Source organism: Neobacillus mesonae (assembly GCF_001636315.1).
Taxonomy (GTDB): domain Bacteria; phylum Bacillota; class Bacilli; order Bacillales; family Cytobacillaceae; genus Neobacillus; species Neobacillus mesonae.
On the sequence record NZ_KV440949.1, the window covers coordinates 4,784,297 to 4,801,940 of the forward strand.

General features: G+C 42.5%; 15 protein-coding genes. 13 read left to right on the forward strand and 2 right to left on the reverse strand.

Annotation, left to right across the window (positions count from 1 at the left end):
* Positions 1 to 144 precede the first annotated feature (144 nt).
* The 3 genes from A6749_RS22510 to selB all read left to right on the forward strand — a co-directional run bounded on the left by A6749_RS22510 (position 145) and on the right by selB (position 4,011).
* Positions 145 to 1,464, forward strand: a complete 1,320-nt coding sequence (locus A6749_RS22510; RefSeq protein WP_066397052.1) for a Na+/H+ antiporter family protein — start codon at positions 145 to 147, stop codon at positions 1,462 to 1,464.
* Positions 1,465 to 1,612: 148 nt separating this feature from the next.
* Positions 1,613 to 1,981 (forward strand): winged helix-turn-helix transcriptional regulator, encoded by a 369-nt coding sequence (locus A6749_RS22515; RefSeq protein WP_066397058.1) that lies wholly within the window; start codon positions 1,613 to 1,615, stop codon positions 1,979 to 1,981.
* 149 nt (positions 1,982 to 2,130) lie between these two features.
* Positions 2,131 to 4,011 (forward strand): selenocysteine-specific translation elongation factor, encoded by a 1,881-nt coding sequence (selB, locus tag A6749_RS22520; protein ID WP_084797932.1) that lies wholly within the window; start codon positions 2,131 to 2,133, stop codon positions 4,009 to 4,011.
* A 53-nt stretch (positions 4,012 to 4,064) separates the two neighbouring features.
* On the opposite strand, the gene A6749_RS29300 is transcribed toward selB, so the two are convergent.
* Positions 4,065 to 5,591, reverse strand: a complete 1,527-nt coding sequence (locus A6749_RS29300; protein WP_066397065.1) for a TerD family protein — start codon at positions 5,589 to 5,591, stop codon at positions 4,065 to 4,067.
* A gap of 205 nt (positions 5,592 to 5,796) precedes the next feature.
* Between A6749_RS29300 and A6749_RS22530 the strand changes: the two genes are divergently transcribed.
* The 10 genes from A6749_RS22530 (at position 5,797) to A6749_RS22575 (ending at position 16,002) form a co-directional block, all read left to right on the forward strand.
* Positions 5,797 to 6,621 carry a M55 family metallopeptidase gene (locus A6749_RS22530; protein WP_066397068.1) on the forward strand — a complete coding sequence of 275 codons (825 nt, stop codon included), beginning with the start codon at positions 5,797 to 5,799 and terminating at the stop codon, positions 6,619 to 6,621.
* A 13-nt stretch (positions 6,622 to 6,634) separates the two neighbouring features.
* On the forward strand, positions 6,635 to 7,567 hold the full coding sequence (locus tag A6749_RS22535) for an ABC transporter permease (protein WP_066397071.1): 933 nt from the start codon (positions 6,635 to 6,637) through the stop codon (positions 7,565 to 7,567).
* The gene (locus A6749_RS22540; RefSeq protein WP_066397072.1) at positions 7,568 to 8,521 is read left to right on the forward strand and encodes an ABC transporter permease; all 954 of its coding nucleotides are present in this window, start codon (positions 7,568 to 7,570) and stop codon (positions 8,519 to 8,521) included.
* Positions 8,522 to 8,525: 4 nt separating this feature from the next.
* Positions 8,526 to 9,521 (forward strand): ABC transporter ATP-binding protein, encoded by a 996-nt coding sequence (locus A6749_RS22545; protein ID WP_066397081.1) that lies wholly within the window; start codon positions 8,526 to 8,528, stop codon positions 9,519 to 9,521.
* Positions 9,522 to 9,551: 30 nt separating this feature from the next.
* Positions 9,552 to 11,186, forward strand: a complete 1,635-nt coding sequence (locus A6749_RS22550) for a peptide ABC transporter substrate-binding protein (RefSeq protein WP_066397089.1) — start codon at positions 9,552 to 9,554, stop codon at positions 11,184 to 11,186.
* A 72-nt stretch (positions 11,187 to 11,258) separates the two neighbouring features.
* Complete coding sequence (locus tag A6749_RS22555) at positions 11,259 to 12,182, forward strand: S66 peptidase family protein (protein ID WP_066397093.1); 924 nt, start codon at positions 11,259 to 11,261, stop codon at positions 12,180 to 12,182.
* Positions 12,183 to 12,196: 14 nt separating this feature from the next.
* The gene (locus A6749_RS22560; protein WP_066397096.1) at positions 12,197 to 13,297 is read left to right on the forward strand and encodes a dipeptide epimerase; all 1,101 of its coding nucleotides are present in this window, start codon (positions 12,197 to 12,199) and stop codon (positions 13,295 to 13,297) included.
* Positions 13,290 to 14,210, forward strand: coding sequence for a C40 family peptidase (locus A6749_RS22565; protein ID WP_066397102.1), 921 nt, complete (start codon positions 13,290 to 13,292; stop codon positions 14,208 to 14,210). The genes A6749_RS22560 and A6749_RS22565 overlap by 8 nt, the downstream gene beginning before the upstream one ends.
* Positions 14,211 to 14,212: 2 nt before the next feature.
* Positions 14,213 to 15,223 carry an ABC transporter ATP-binding protein gene (locus A6749_RS22570; protein ID WP_066397106.1) on the forward strand — a complete coding sequence of 337 codons (1,011 nt, stop codon included), beginning with the start codon at positions 14,213 to 14,215 and terminating at the stop codon, positions 15,221 to 15,223.
* 2 nt (positions 15,224 to 15,225) lie between these two features.
* A complete protein-coding gene (locus A6749_RS22575) occupies positions 15,226 to 16,002 on the forward strand; it encodes a serine hydrolase (RefSeq protein ID WP_066397115.1) in 777 nt (258 codons plus the stop codon).
* A 95-nt stretch (positions 16,003 to 16,097) separates the two neighbouring features.
* Here A6749_RS22575 and A6749_RS22580 read toward each other — a convergent pair whose 3' ends face one another.
* Positions 16,098 to 17,555: an alanine/glycine:cation symporter family protein gene (locus A6749_RS22580; RefSeq protein ID WP_066397118.1), complete on the reverse strand. Its 1,458-nt coding sequence runs from the start codon at positions 17,553 to 17,555 to the stop codon at positions 16,098 to 16,100.
* Positions 17,556 to 17,644 lie beyond the last annotated feature (89 nt).

Sequence of the window (17,644 nt, forward strand, 5' to 3'; positions counted from 1 at the left end):
ATCATTTCAATGACTGTAAAAAAAATAGAGAAAATAGGGAAAAAAAGTGATATATATCACAAAAATAAGTATTTAATGTGGGGCAGTAAAAGGGTTAAAATTATAAATATTCTAATTATTAAAAGTAATTAAAGGGGGTAAAATATGATAGCAGTTATAGTTTCTGTATTTCTGATGATTGTATTAAGTATGTTAAGGGTGAATGTATTATTAAGTATTTTAATAGCAGCTTTAAGCGCAGGTTTAATTATGGGACTTTCCATTATGGATTCAATGAATTTGCTCATATCAGGAATGAGCGGACAAGCTGAAACTGCTATAAGTATTATTTTGTTAGGAGTTTTTGCGGTTGCGATTAAATATACCGGAATCACTGGGATACTGGTAAATAAATTATTAAGGTTCATGAAAGGCAAACGAGGAACGATCCTTTTAACCATAGCGGGGTTATCTTGTTTTTCGCAAAACCTGGTGCCGGTGCACATTGCCTTTATTCCAATTCTAATCCCCCCTTTACTGCACTTGTTTGACCAAATGAAAATAGATCGTCGTGGAGTAGCAGCAGCTCTGACGTTTGGCTTGAAAGCCCCTTATCTTGTCATTCCAGCGGGTTATGGATTGATGTACCACCAAATTATAGCTACTGAAATGAAAACGAATGGGATGTCTATTGCGATAAGCTCGATTCCATTAGGCATGATTATTCCAGGTCTGGGAATGGTGGCGGGGCTATTGTTCGCGGTGTTCGTCACTTATCGTAAGGAAAAAGAAACAGGCACAATATTAGGAGGGCTGGCACAGTCCCAGGCATTAGCGGAAACTTCTGCCTCGTTAGAAGAGATTCCCTTTAACAAACAGCATGTCATCACGTTAATGGCTATTCTTTTAGCTCTTGTCATTCAAATTTTTACTCATTCCCTGGCGTTAGGAGCACTTACAGGAATAATTGTTATGTTTTTATGTCGGGCTGTTCCTTTTCTTAAGGGAGATGAATTGGTTGACGATGGAATGAAAATGATGGGAACTATTGCTTTTGTTATGTTAATAGCTGCGGGTTATGCAACCATCTTAAAGGATACTGGGGCAATCAATGAATTGGTGACGCTTACAAAGAGTTTTATTGGCGACAATAAATTAATTGCTGCTATGACAATTCTTCTAATTGGCTTATTGGTAACAATGGGAATTGGCTCTTCTTTCGGTACGATTCCTATTTTAGCAGCAGTATATGTACCTTTATGTGTTTCAGTCGGCTTTTCTCCGTTAGCAACGGCAGTGTTAATCGGAACCGCAAGTGCTCTAGGAGACGCTGGCTCACCAGCTTCGGACAGCACGATTGGTCCCACGATGGGATTAAATGCTGACGGCAGACACAATCACATTTGGGATACGTGTGTGCCTACGTTTATGCACTATAATATTCCTTTGTTTATATGTGGTTTAATTGCTGCCTTGATTCTTTAAAGCGAGGAAAGAAGAAGCGGATCCATTAATTAGATTGACATTTATGTTAGTGTACATATAGCAGTCTATCCCTATTTCACAACCTTTATATTTTCAGATTCGACATTTTAAAAGAAAAATACAACAATGTTAAGGAGGTATTTATAAAGTGGGACATTTTAGTAATAAGGTGTTTAACTGTGAAAAGGAACTAACCCTTTCAATTATTGGGGGTAAATGGAAAATGTTGATTTTATGGCATCTTGGCAAAGAAGGAACAAAACGGTTCAATCAGCTGAAGGTGATGATGCCTGGTATAACACAAAAAATGCTGGTAAATCAATTGAGGGAACTGGAAGAAGATTTAATTGTTCACCGTAAAGTTTATCCTGTTGTCCCTCCCAAAGTAGAGTATTCGTTAACGGAGTTCGGAGAAAGCCTAATCCCTGTACTTGACGTTATGTATGAGTGGGGGAAAGGTTATAAAAAAATGATTGCAGATGAAATAGAGATAAAGACCATTAAAGCTGTAAAATAAGTCCGATTTGATTGCCGATTATTCGCCGTATTGTATACGGACAATAATCGGCTTTTTATATTTGTATATTTATTAAGAATTGTTCACTTGAACAATCCCCCTATAAAAGCTACAGTAAAGGGAGAAGTTCGTTAAAGAAGGTGGCTAGCTTGGAAAAACGATATTTTACCATTGGCATGGCGGGACATATTGACCATGGAAAAACCTCGCTGACAAAGGCGTTGACTAACGTGGATACAGACCGTCTAAAGGAAGAGAAAGAACGACAGATTTCAATCGAACTAGGATTTGCTCCATTATATGAAGATGCCGAATTACAAATCTCAGTTATTGATGTGCCCGGCCATGAACGATTTATCAGGCAAATGATTGCCGGTGTCGCAGGTATTGATCTTGTTGTCCTTGTTGTTGCAGCCGATGAAGGGGTTATGCCGCAGACACGGGAACACCTCGAGATTTTAAAATTTTTAGGGATTAAGAACGGTATCGTTGCGATTACAAAAATAGATCGCGTTGATGAAGAATTCATTGAACTAGTGAAGGATGACATTTTAGGAGAACTAGACGGAACCGTATTTGGAGACGCCCCATTTGTTCTCATTGACAGCCTTTCCAAAAAGGGAATCGAAGAAATCAAACAGCTGATTATTAAAACGCTGAAGGAACAAGAAATGCGCGATGCAAAGGGCGCGTTCCGTTTGCCGATTGATCAGGTTTTTACCGTAAAAGGGCAGGGGACCGTTGTCCGAGGAACGGTTTACGAAGGGACAGTTGAGGAAGGGCAGATGTTAAAAATAATGCCTAAAGGACTTGAAGTTCGCGCCCGGCAAATTCAAGTTCATCATCAGCCGTCGGCAAAAGCGTATGCTGGACAGCGTGCGGCAATCAATCTTTCCGGAGTTTCTAAAGAAGACTTGGAGCGCGGGGATGTGGTCGTCTCCTCTGAGCATTTTATTGTGACGAAAATTATCGATGTAGCCATCCGTGTTGTTGATGAGCTGGAGCATTTGATCAAACAAAGAATGCCGGTCAAGCTTCATATTGGAACAACAGAAGTAATGGGCAGGATTGTATTTTTCGACCGCAATGAGGTGAAAGCGGAAAATGGTGAAATTTTATGCCAGCTCAGGCTTGAGGAAGAGATTTTGACGAAGCGCGGCGACCGCTTCATTTTACGGAGGCCAAGCCCGCAGGAAACAATTGGCGGCGGCTGGGTAATAGACCCAAGAGGTGACAAATACCGCTTCGGTAATCAAACCATTGAAGAGCTGGAAAAGAAAAAGGTCGGTTCGCCAAAAGAGCGGATTACCGCTGCTTTATTGGAGGCCAAAAGCCTGTCGCTTGATGAGTTAATTAAACGGACCGCAATTGATGAAGCGGTAATAGCAGACCAGCTTCTTGACGGGGAATTCGTACTATACAATGGGAAAGAATACACGCTTCGGGTGATCATTGATTCAATTGAAGAGGATCTCATTGACCGTCTGCAGGAGTTCCATCTTCAACACTCGCTTAAAGCCGGGGTGAACAAAGCGGAGCTGCTTCAAACGATGCAAAAAAAATTCCCGAAAAATCTTTTAGATTACGTGATCGAAAATGGGATTGCAAATCAAGTTTTTAAACGGAAAGGGCAATTTGTTTCTTTGGCAGAGTTCATTCCGCATGTTCCAAAAAGCTGGGCAAAACGGACGGAGAATATGTTAGCGGATTTGAAAAAGGATGATTTAAAAGTTCGTTATTTGAAGGATTATTTTACCGCTGCGGGAATCCCCGACCAGTTGGAAATGGATTTACGCCGATTCTTGGAGGATCAGGGACTCATCGTGATGCTCGATGATCAATTTGCTTATTTTGGCGATGTGTTTAACGAAACGGTAACGAAACTGCGCGGTAACACAGGTTCAGAGTTTGAGGTTGGAGAAGCAAAGGATATATTGGGACTGTCCCGGAAATATATGATTCCATTCCTAGAACGATTGGATGCAAAAGGATTAACGAAAAGGGTGGAAAACAAGCGGGTGTGGCAGTAAAAAAAGTAAAAGCCTCAATTCCAATTCAAATAGGAATCGAGGCTTTCATTGTATTACGACAAAAATTCCGCAGGATTTAATCCAAGCTCGTGGCAAATATCGACAACCGTTTGTTTCTCACTATGGTCAAAGTTACCGTCCGCATAGCCGATAGCGATACAATAACGGGCCACCAGCCTTGCGATATCCGGCTTCGATCTAATTCTACCAAGGGCACGGAAGGACTCGGCACGGCCGACCACACGATCATTTTCAATTCGTGATACAAAGAGATTAAACCGTTGGATTACTTTCGTAGTGTCAAATACTCGTAATTCTTCACTTTGGTGGACAAATTCAATCATCTTTTGCCGTTCTGACGCATCCAAGTACCCATCTGCCATCGCCACTAATGCACAAGCGGCGACCACCGCATCAAGCACATCTTGACTCTTATAACGACTAAATAATCCTTGCGCTTTTCTTTTTTGATTATTGGCCCATTCGGCATAATCAGTCTGTGACGGCGACCAAGTGCTGCCGCAGCTATTGCAGGTGAATTTCAATTGATTTTTACCGATAAAGCCCCCGAGCAGTCCAACCGGACCAAGAATTAAGCCGCCAATCGCTGCCTTTCCTAAGCCAAACCCTTTCTTCCCTGTTCGGACGTTGGAAGAATGACAGCGCGGGCAAATAATGTCATCACCGCTATAAGTACTATTATTATGTTGGACGGAAGGAGACGCTGCCCCCGGGTATCCATAAGCAGGCTGTGTATAAGACGGATCAGGCTGCAAGTGCACCGGCTGTTGATAACCAGGCTGTCCGCTTTGGCTTTGACGATATGGGTCATACGTGCCTTGAGATTGCTGGTTAGGGCTGTATGAGCCAGAATTCTGCTGATAGGATGGTTTCATATTCCGATTTTGCTGGTAATGAGTCTGTTGATTCTGCTGATTACCAGATTGAACATTAGATGGTTGATATTGCTGGTAACTTGGCGTCGCTGAAGCAGTGCCTGCAGGAGGGTCATCTACTGTCACTCCAAAGTTTCCGCATAAGGCCGCTAAGCCACCCTGAAATCCGCTGCCAATTGCATTAAATTTCCACTCTCCGTTATGACGGTAAATTTCTGCAGCAACAATCGCTGTTTCCACCGTAAAATCCATACCTAAGTTGTAGCGTAATAGTTCTTCACCCGTTTGTTCATTAAAAATCCGAACATAAGAATCTGATACTTGTCCAAAATTTTGCCGTTTTGCTTGGGCATCGTGAATGGTAATCGTAAAGGCAACCCGGTGGATATGAGCTGGAACGCTATTTAAATTGATCCGTATTTGTTCCGCATCCTGCGCCCCAGACCCAATTCGGTTATCCCCGCTATATAGAATCGCGCCGCCGCCGCCCGACGGATTATTATAAAAAACAAAATCCTGATCGCTCTGAACTTTGCCGTTTTGACCTAATAAAAAGGCTGAAGCATCTAAATCATAATTAGCCCCGAGATTGCTATTCCACCCGAGACCGACAACAACGTTTTGCAAACCAGGGTGTGACTTGGTTAAATCTACTTTTTGTCCCTTGCTAAGAGTAACCCCCATTGCTATTCTCTCCTTTCATCTATACCAATTATAATTTGTTAATTACATCAAGAAAAATTTCATCTCACCATACTAATGTACGGAAGAATAGGGAAAAAGTTTCAGTTATTTTTCTTTTTTGAAATAGAATTTTAAGAACAATTTGAATAATTTATCATTTTATTTTATAATAAAATAGTAATTTAGTAGAGGGGAGAGAAAAACGATGAAAATATATATTTCAGTTGATATGGAAGGAATAACAGGACTTGTTGACCATACCCATGTCGATTCTGATAAGCATAATTATGAGCGCAGTCGTATAATTATGACGGATGAGGCGAACCATGTGGTGACCTCCGCTTTTAAATCAGGAGCGGAAGAAGTCATCGTTAACGACAGTCATTCTAAAATGAATAATCTGCTTATAGAAAGATTGCACCCGGAAACACAATTGATTACTGGCGATGTAAAGCCTTTTTCGATGGTACAGGGATTGGACGAGTCGTTTTCCGGAGCGATTTTTACCGGTTATCATGCCCGTGCCGCGCAGCCAGGAGTGATGACACATTCGATGATTTTTGGTGTACGCAATATGTTTATAAATGATGTGGCCATTGGGGAATTAGGATTTAATGCTTATGTTGCTGGATATTTCGGTGTTCCTGTGATTATGGTCGCAGGTGATGACTGCGCTGCAAGAGAAGCAGAACAACTCATTCCAAATGTTACAACGGCTGTGGTTAAGGAGGCAATCTCCCGCTCCGCTGCTAAATCTCTTACACCAGCCAAGGCCGGACAGCTTCTTCAGGAAAAAACAGCCCTGGCGATTAAAAATCGCGATAAAGTGAAACCGCTAACACCGCCGGAAAAACCTCTTCTTAGTATTGAATTTACAAATTATGGTGAAGCCGAATGGGCCAATTTAATGCCGGGGACAGAAATTGTACAGGGAACCACCATCGTCCGCTTTCATGCCAAGGATATTCTAGAAGCCTATCAAGCAATGCTGGTAATGACGGAGCTCGCAATGAGAACAACATTCTGTTAGGAAGTGGTCATGGATGAATACATATTTTATCAAACGGCTTGTAGCAATGATCATCACGTTATGGCTGATAATCACCGGGACATTTTTCTTAATGCACTCGGTGCCGGGATCACCTTTTAATGAGGAAAGAACAACGAATGAGAATATCCAAAAAAATCTTGAAGCATATTATCAGCTGGATAAGCCCCTTATCGTTCAGTACGGAAACTATTTAAACTCGCTGGTTCAGGGCGATCTAGGCCCATCTATCAAAAAACCAGGTCAAACGGTTAATGATCTGCTTGGCAGAGGATTCCCCGTATCGTTTGAGTTAGGACTATACACGTTGATTTTGGCAGTAATTTCCGGAATTATCCTAGGGGTTTTAGCTGCCCTGAGGCATAACGGGTGGATTGACTACCTGGCGATGAGTATCGCTGTTCTCGGCATCTCAATTCCTAACTTTGTCATGGCGACAGTGTTAATTCAGCAGCTTGCGGTGAACATCCCGATTTTTCCAGTTGCGACTTGGTCAAGCCCGAAGCATATGGTGCTGCCGATCCTGGCACTGGCAACAGGTCCAATGGCGATTATCGCCCGGTTAACCAGGACCAGCATGCTGGAAGTGTTAACCCAGGACTACATCAAAACGGCGAAAGCAAAAGGGCTGTCACCGGTAAAAATCGTCATAAAGCACGCCTTACGAAATGCACTTTTGCCGGTCGTCACTGTTCTAGGTTCACTGGCAGCTAGTATTTTAACTGGTACGTTTGTGATTGAAAAAATCTTTGCGATTCCCGGTATGGGAAAATACTTTGTCGACAGCATTAATAGCCGTGATTATCCAGTTATTATGGGTACAACCGTATTTTACAGCGCCCTATTAATCCTAATGTTATTTTTAGTAGATTTAGCATACGGATTCTTAGATCCAAGAATCAAGCTTCATAAGAAGGAGGCGAAATAAGTGGAATTACGTAAACAGGAAGAATGGGTTATTTCGCCTGAAATACCGGATGAATGGTTTGTCCCGAAAGTCCGCGATCACAAAGAAGCAGAGGCGGTTGTCAGACCAAGCTTGTCATATTGGAAGGACTCTTGGAATAGGCTGTTGAAAAATAAGTTAGCGATGGCCGGTCTAATCTTCCTGATATTCCTTGCGCTGCTCGCTATTTTTGGGCCAATGTTTTCACCATATTCAGTTGAAACGCAAAAATTGACGCAGCAAAACCTTCCTCCTTCAAGCAAGTATTGGTTTGGTACAGATGACCTAGGCAGGGATGTATTTACAAGGACATGCTATGGAGCAAGAATATCCTTATTTGTCGGATTAATGGCGGCACTGATTGATTTTTTAATCGGGGTTGTTTATGGTGGGGTCGCCGGGTATAAAGGCGGCAGGACCGATAATTTGATGATGCGGATTGTGGAAATTTTATATGGATTGCCATATTTACTAGTAGTTATTCTTGTGATGGTCGTAATAGGCCCAGGCTTAACGACAATTATTCTAGCACTCTCAATAACGGGCTGGGTAGGGATGGCGCGGATTGTCCGCGGGCAGGTACTGCAAATTAAAAACTATGAATTCGTTCTTGCTTCCCAGACGTTTGGAACAAAAACATCAAGAATCATAAGGAAAAACCTATTGCCAAACACGATGGGTCCGATCATTGTCCAAATGACATTGACCATTCCTTCTGCCATCTTTGCCGAAGCATTTTTAAGCTTTATCGGACTTGGAATTCAAGCACCGCATGCCAGCTGGGGAGTAATGGCCAATGACGGGTTATCTACCATTCTATCAGGCTATTGGTGGCGTTTGTTCTTCCCAACATTGTTTATTTCATTAACTATGTTCGCATTTAATGTTTTAGGTGACGGGCTTCAGGATGCCCTGGATCCAAAGTTGAGGAGGTAGCAGCATGGAAAAAATCCTTCAGGTTAGGGACCTACACGTATCCTTTTCAACATATGGCGGCGAAGTTAAAGCTGTCCGCGGCGTAAACTTTGACTTGCATAAAGGTGAGACATTGGCGATTGTCGGCGAGTCCGGCTGTGGAAAAAGTGTCACCTCGCAAACGATAATGAGACTGATTCCGGAACCGCCCGGCAGGATTACAGGCGGGGAGATTATTTTTAAAAATATGGATTTAATTAAGATGAAGGAGACTGAAATAAGAAAAATCCGCGGGGCAAATATCTCGATGATTTTTCAGGATCCAATGACAGCATTAAATCCAACGATTACAATTGGCGAACAGATTATGGAAGGAATTAGGCAGCACGAGAAAGTTTCACGTGACGAAGCCAAACGCAAAGCGATTGAGATGCTTTCGCTCGTCGGAATTCCGAATCCGGAAATCCGCCTTAAGCAGTATCCCCATCAGTTTAGCGGCGGGATGCGGCAGCGAATTGTGATTGCTATGGCACTCGTATGCGAGCCTGATGTACTAATCGCCGATGAACCGACAACTGCATTGGATGTTACAATTCAAGCGCAAATTTTGGAATTATTCCGGGATATTCAAAAGAAAACCGGAGTTTCAATCGTATTAATTACCCATGATTTGGGCGTAGTGGCCCAGGTGGCTGACCGGATTGCGGTCATGTATGCCGGTAAAATTGTGGAACTTGGAACAAGGCGGGAAATTTTTTACCAGCCGCAGCACCCGTATACGAGAGGTCTGCTGCAGTCTGTACCGAGATTGGATATGAAGAAGGGGGATTTAATTCCGATCCCAGGGACACCTCCTGATTTATTTTCACCGCCGGTTGGCTGTGCCTTTGCCGCCCGATGTCCGTATGCCATGGAAGTGTGCGATCGCGTTTACCCGCTTAAAACATACTTGAGCAATCATCATCAAGTCGATTGCTGGCTGCAGGATGAACGGGCAAAGAAATTGGTTTCAACCTATTAATATAAAAAAACTTTTATGAGGGGGAAAATCATGAAAAAGCTTACGATTTTGTTAGCTGCTGTCATGCTGGTGTTATCATTAGCTGCTTGTACAGCAAACAAGGATGCAGGCAGTGAACCGAAGGATGATGGCAAAGGGAAGAAGGAGGAGAAGAAGACTGAGAAGGTCTTATACCTAAATAATGGACAAGAACCGACCTCCTTGGATCCGCCCATTGGTTTTGATGCTGTTTCCTGGAATGCCTTGAACAATATTATGGAAGGGCTTACCCGATTGGATGAAAATCATCAGCCTCAAGCAGCTATTGCTGAAAAATGGGATCTTTCCGAGGACGGGAAAACGTATACGTTCCATCTCCGTGAAAATGCTAAATGGTCAAATGGTGATGATGTAACGGCAGATGATTTCGTCTATGCCTGGAAACGTCTATTGGATCCGAATACTGGTTCATCAGCCGCATTTTTAGGTTATTTCATTCAAGGCGGCGAGGAGTATAACAATGGAAAAGGCTCTGCCGACGATGTCAAGGTCAAGGCAGTAGACAAAAAAACGTTTGAAGTAACACTTGTCAGTCCGCAGGCTTATTTCTTAAGCGTAATTGCCAATCCATGCTTCTTCCCAATTAATGAGGGTGTTGCAAAGGAAAATCCAAAATGGTTTAACGAAGCAAGTACCTACGTAAGCAATGGTCCTTTCAAATTATCTGAATGGAATCATGACAGTGATTTTACGATGGTAAAAAATGATCAATATTGGGATGTAAACAATGTTAAGTTGGATAAAGTTCACTGGGCTATGGTGGATGACGCCAATACCGAATACCAAATGTATACAACTGGCGAGCTTGATACTTCTGATGTCCCTTCTGAATTAGCAGATAAGCTATTTAAAGAAGGAGACGTAAAGGTTGAGGATCAAGCAGGTCTTTATTTCTATCGTTTTAACGTAACAAAGGAACCTTTCCAAAACGAAAATATCCGCAAGGCATTCGCATTAGCAATTGATCAAAAGCAAATGGTTGAACTGGTAACGAAAAATCAAGAAAAGCCTGCTTACGGCTTCGTCTCTTACGGCTTTAAGGACCCTGAAGGAAATGACTTCCGTGAGCATAGCGGCGATTTAATTAAGACTGATGTAGCGAAGGCAAAAGAACTATTGAAAAAAGGAATGGAAGAGGAAGATTACAAGAAGCTTCCTGAAGTAACATTAACATATAACACGCTTGATACTCATAAGAAGATTGCTGAAGCCCTGCAGCAGATGTTTAAGGAAAACCTAGGTGTTGATGTGAAGCTTGCCAATATGGAATCAAGTGTATTTGCAACTGATCAGAAAGCACTGAAGTTCCAATTTTCACGAAGCTCGTTCCTTGCTGACTATGCAGACCCAATCAACTTCTTAGAAAACTTTATTACTGGCTCACCGATGAACCGTACTGGCTGGAGCAATGCTGAATTTGACAAAATGATTAAAGAAGCTAAGCATGAGAAAGATGAAAAGAAACGTTACGAAATGATGTATAAGGCAGAAAAAATCTTGTTAGATGCTGCACCAATCGTTCCGATTCATTTCTACAACCAAGTATATTTACAAAATAAAGATGTCTCTGGCATCGTCCGTCACCCTGTAGGTTATCTAGAACTTAAGTGGGCAGATAAGAAATAATTTGATGAAGGGGTGTTCGTACTGAACATCCCTTTTATCCACATATAATGGAATAAGAAAGGGGTGCGTATGATGACATTTGTGAAACCAAACCGCTTAAAACAAGGGGATACTGTAGGGGTGATTGCCCCGGCAAGCCCGCCAAATCTTGAAAACCTTGAACGGGGGATTCAGTTTTTAACCGAGCTTGGATTAAACGTTAAAAAAGGCAAGAGTGTGGAAAGAATTAACGGCTATCTGGCAGGGACAGATCAAGAGCGCCTTGACGATTTGCATCAAATGTTTCTCGACCAAGAGGTCAAAGCGATTATTTGTGCCTGCGGCGGCTACGGTACCGGCAGAATTACCCCTTATATTGATTATGAAATCATCCGGAATAACCCGAAAATCTTCTGGGGCTACAGTGATATTACTTTTTTACATACCGCATTCAGACAGGAAACGGGGCTGGTTACCTTCCACGGCCCAATGTTAGGGTCGGACATTGGTAAGGAGGACACCCATCTATTATCAAAAGAAGGATTCTCGCAATTATTTCAGCCAACAAAATTATCCTATACGGAACAAATTTCTTCATTAGAGGTGTTAATTGAAGGGAATGTAAGCGGTCAGCTTGTCGGTGGAAATCTTTCTCTTCTTGTAAGTACACTAGGAACAAAATTTGAAATTGATACGAAGGATAAGCTTTTATTTATTGAAGATGTAAATGAGGAACCGCGTGCAGTTGACAGAATGCTGAATCAGCTGTACATGGCCGGAAAGCTTGCCGACGCAAGCGGCATTTTAATCGGCGATTTCTGCGATTGTCTTCCAAAACGAAACTTATCATTAACGCTCGATGAAGTCATTGAACATTATGTTAAGCTTGCTAAAAAACCGGCACTAAAAGGGCTGCAAATCGGCCATTGCAATCCACATATTGCAATTCCCTTCGGAGTTGAGGCAAGGTTAAACACATTTGAAAAAAGACTTATTGTCGATTCCGGCATCATGTAAAGGAATGATAAATCATGAAGATTGAACAAATCGAAACATATAAAGCGGCCGTCCCACTGATAAAGCCTTTTAAAACAGCATTGCGAACCGTTACGGTGGCAGAGTCTGTGATTGTTAAAATAACCTGTGATAACGGGATCATCGGCTGGGGAGAGGCACCTCCAACCGTTGTGATTACCGGTGATAGTATGAGCAGCATTGAATTTGCCATTAAGGATGTGATTGCGCCATTTTTAAAAAATAAAAACCTGATAAACTATGAATTTATTTTTCAAGGGCTTAAAACGATATTAGTTGGGAATTCTAGCGCCAAGGCAGCTGTTGATATGGCATTGTATGACTGCCTCTCACAATATTGTAAGCTGCCCCTTTATCAATTTCTCGGCGGTCACAAAAGAGAATTAGAGACTGATTTTACTGTCAGTGTGAATGGGCCGGAAGAGATGGGTGATGATGCAGTTTCCTATACTCAACAAGGCTTTAATGTCCTAAAGGTAAAGGTTGGAAAAGACGATATTGCCACCGACATCGAACGAATTAAAGAAATCAGAAAACGTGTGGGCAGCGGAATTAAAATCCGCCTTGATGCGAACCAAGGATGGGCCCCGAAGGATGCCGTAAGAGCCATCCGAAAGCTTGAGGACAGTGGTTTAAATATTGAGCTGGTGGAACAGCCAGTGAAAGCGGACGATATTGAAGGGTTAAAACAGGTCACTGACAATGTAGAAACCTTGATTATGGCAGATGAGAGTGTGTTTACACCAAAGCAGGCATTTCAAGTGTTGAAAACGAGAAGCGCTGATTTAATAAATATTAAGCTGATGAAGGCAGGCGGAATCTATCAAGCACAGATTATTAATCAATTAGCGGAAACATGCGGGGTGGAATGCATGGTGGGCAGTATGATCGAAACTCATCTTGGGATTACAGCTGCCGCTCACTTTGCTGCCAGTAAGCAAAATATAACCCGTTACGATTTTGATGCGCCGTTGATGCTTTCGAAAAATATTATTGACGGGGGAATTCAATATCATCAGCGGTTTATTACGCTTTCAGAGGAACCAGGGCTTGGGATTAAGCAGGTTAATGTTGAGGGGAGAGTTTTACATGGATAAATATCTGGTAAATGTTCCGGTCGCTACCGTTTGGACATCTTATGATTCTGCTAGAGAAATAGATTGGGATGCGGTGACAAACCCGGCTGATATTTCATCTTGGTTACATCATTTGACTTACGAAACAAGATTGGGGCTTTGTGAAGATAACCTAGTCCAAACACAGGTTCTATATGGCCAGGAAGTGCTGTTGGTGGGGGAAAAAGATGAATGGGCACATGTCATCGTGCCGGAACAGCCATCTTCTAAAAATGAAATAGGGTATCCTGGCTGGGTTCCTAAAGCCCAGTTAGTACAAAGTAAGCCAGACTGGAACATCCAAGTAGGACCAGTGGTGGTTGTTACAAAAACAAAAGCAAGATTACATCAGGAAAAGGATTTAGAGCTTTCTTTTCAAACAATCCTGCCGCTCTTACGAGAGGAAGACGACAAAGTGATTGTGAAGACACCTGATGGGGGACAAGGGGGGCTGGCTTGGGAACATATAGTAGTCTGCGAATCTCTTGTGGACAGGTATAAAGGAACAGGCAGTGATATCGTGGCTGCCGGGGAACAATTCCTTGGCCTTCCATACCTTTGGGGCGGGATGAGCAGCTATGGCTACGACTGCTCAGGCTTTAGCTACTCTATGTGCAAGGCAAACGGCTATACGATTCCCCGTGATGCCCATGATCAAGCAAATGCCGGGAAACAGGTGGATATCCATTCAGGCTTAAAACCGGGAGATCTTTTATTCTTTGCTTATGAGGAGGGGAAAGGGCGGATTCACCATGTGGGAATCTATTATGGCGATGGCAAATTGCTTCACTCGCCCAATACCGGCAAAACCATCGAAATTATTCCTTTAGCCGGAACGATTTATGAACAAGAGCTTTGTGCAGCACGACGCTATTGGCTCGAGACGGAGGCGTAAGGATGGAGAATAAACCATTATTACAAGTAAGCAATTTAAAAAAGCATTTTCACCTTGGCAACGATGAAATTTTAAAAGCGGTTGATGGTGTTACTTTCCATGTTAATAAAGGGGAAACCTTTGGGATTGTCGGTGAGTCCGGCTGTGGAAAGTCTACCGCCGGAAGAACGATTATTGGTCTTTATGACCGGACAGATGGTGAAGTGATTTTTAACGGAAAAAACATTCATAACCTTAATCAAAAAGAACGCTTTGCTTTTCACCGGCAAATGCAAATGATATTTCAAGATCCGTATGCATCGCTTAATCCAAGGTCAACGGTTAGTGAAATTATTTCGGAACCAATGGAAGTTCACGGGATGTTTTCGAATAAGCAGGACCAATTGAAGCGTGTTTATCAATTATTGGAGGATGTTGGCCTGCATAAGGACCATGCAAACCGCTATCCCCATGAGTTTAGCGGCGGCCAGCGCCAGCGGATCGGAATTGCCCGAGCCCTTGCGCTGGACCCGGAATTCATTATCGCTGATGAGCCAATTTCCGCATTAGATGTGTCCGTTCAAGCACAGGTTGTGAACTTGCTGAAGCGGCTGCAACGTGAGAAAGGGTTGACCTATCTGTTCATCGCTCATGATCTTTCGATGGTGAAACAAATCAGCGACCGGATTGGTGTAATGTATTTAGGGCATTTAGTCGAGCTGACATCTAGTAATGAACTTTACCAAAATCCAATGCACCCGTATACCCAGGCATTGCTTTCAGCGATTCCGATTCCCGACCCGGATGTGGAGGATAAACGTGAACGGATTATCTTAAAAGGGGAAATCCCTAGTCCGATTAACCCGCCAAGCGGCTGCGTATTTAGAACACGCTGCCCTGTGGCCATGGAGGTTTGCGGGTTGGAAAAACCAAAATGGCTGGAGGTTCACGAGCAGCATTTTGTTGCCTGCCATTTATACGACAATCATAAAACCAGCGGGCAGGATTATTCGCAAGTTGCTGCCTCGAGGTAGAGATGTTGAAAATTAAAAAAGAAATAATGACTGTCTTGGCTGGTATAAAAGGGAAGGCCGGCGTTGCTATTGAAATAGACAATGAGTGTTTTTATTATCATAATGAGGAAGTTTTTCCGTCCGCAAGTGTCATTAAGGTTCCGATATTAATCGAAGGGCTTAGACAGGCTGAAAACGGAACAATAACCTTGAACGATATGCTCCCCATTCGTGAGAGGGTGGGGGGCTCAGGAGTTCTACAGGCGCTTTCTGACCAATCTTCCATGTCGGTTAAAGACCTCTTGACCTTGATGATTACTGTTTCGGACAATACAGCAACAAATATGATAATCGATTTACTAGGACTGGATTCAATTAACAAGACAATGGAAACCCTGGGATTACAAAAAACAGCACTACAACGAAAAATGATGGATTTTGCTGCTGTTAAACGAGGACTTAACAACATAACTTGTGCTTCCGATTTGATTATCTGTCTTAAAGTGATTAATGAAGGGGAGTACTTGTCAGAAGAGAGTCGAACGCTTGCATTAACGATGATGAATTATCAGCAGTTCCATGATAAACTGACGGCAAGAGTAGATCCTGATAAGGTTTTTGTCGCCAGCAAAACAGGCAGTCTGCCGGGTGTGGAGAATGATTGTGCGATTTTTAAATACCGGGGCAAAACGGCCTATGCCGCGATTCTAACGGAGAAACTGGAAGATGAGTATAGCGGCAGACAGGTAATCAGTCAAATAGGAAAATATTTATATGATTATTTAACAGAAATGAACTGATCCTAAATGCGGGATCAGTTATATTTTTTTGTATTAATAAATAAAAAGACTAACTCCGAAATTAGAGTCAGTCTTATAAAAAATTGCTTTACTAATCAACCAGTCTTTTCTTCTTTAATAGGATTATATTCATTCTCCCAGAAGTCAGCATTTTTTATACCTAGTTTAACTGGGTCGAATACCGGGTCCTTACCGGCTTTTAGCTGCGCTTCATAGTCTTTAAGGACTTTAAGGGCAGGTTTTGTGAGGAGAAGAATCGCGATAATATTTAACCAAGCCATACTTCCAACACCAACGTCCCCTAAGGCCCAAGCTAGAGCCGCAGTCTTAACGCTTCCGTAGTATACCATCGCGCAAATTACAATCTTTAACAGTAATCCTGTCCATGGACGTTTGGCACCTCGATTAATATAGGCAAGATTCGTCTCTGCCATATAGTAATAGGCCATAATCGTGGTAAACGCAAAGAAAAACAGTGAAAGTGCTACAAATGGCGCGCCAAAGCCAGGCATTACAGCTTCAACAGCAGATTGGGTATAACCAGGCCCAGGCTGCATGTCGCCAAGATTATTAACAATGGCTGTTTTTCCTTCAGGTGTAACATTATACATGCCGGTAATCAGTATCATGAAAGCTGTCGCTGAACATACCAACAGTGTATCAACATAAACCGAAAACGCTTGCACAATTCCTTGTTTTGCAGGATGTGAAACTTCAGCTGCGGCCGCAGCATGCGGTCCGGTACCTTGCCCTGCTTCATTGGAATAGATACCACGTTTAACTCCCCATGAAATCGCAGCACCCAGGATACCGCCAAACGCTGCATCAGCACCGAAAGCGCTTGAGAAAATCAGCTTAAGAACGTGAGGCAATTCACCAATATTCATGAAAGTAATGATTAAAGCTACTAAAATATAACCTAAGGCCATGAAAGGTACTACAAGCTCAGCAACACGAGCAATCCGTTTAACACCGCCAAAAATAATGGAGGCAAGCAGAACCACAATAAGGGCTCCCGTAATCGCCGGGCTAATACCGAAAGCGTTTTCAACACTAAGCGCAATACTATTTGCCTGAACACCAGGCAATAGGAATCCTGTAGCGATAACAGTAACGATCGCAAATAATACAGCATACCACTTAATATTTAGCCCTTTTTCAATATAGAAGGCAGGGCCGCCGCGGAATAGGCCATCTTGCTTTGTTTTATACACTTGCCCTAAAGCAGATTCAATAAATGCGGAACCCGCTCCCAAGAATGCCATTACCCACATCCAGAAAACAGCACCTGGGCCCCCAAAGGCAATAGCTGTCGCAACACCGGCAATATTACCGGTACCGACACGGCCTGATAATGCAAGTGTTAATGCTTGAAAGGAAGAAATCCCGGCTTCTGATTTTTCCCCTTTAAACATAAGTTTAAAAATGTCTTTCATGTGTCTTACTTGAAGAAATCTTGTTGTGATTGAATAAAACAAACCTACTCCTAAACATAAATAGATAAGTGCTTGGCTCCAAATAATGTCATTAAGCCAGTTTACAAAAGCTTCCATAAATTTCCCCCTTTAGTCCTTGATGGTTTCATTATATAACAGATTTTAAATAATAGAAAGAATTTTTTCTATTTTTGCAATACTTTTTA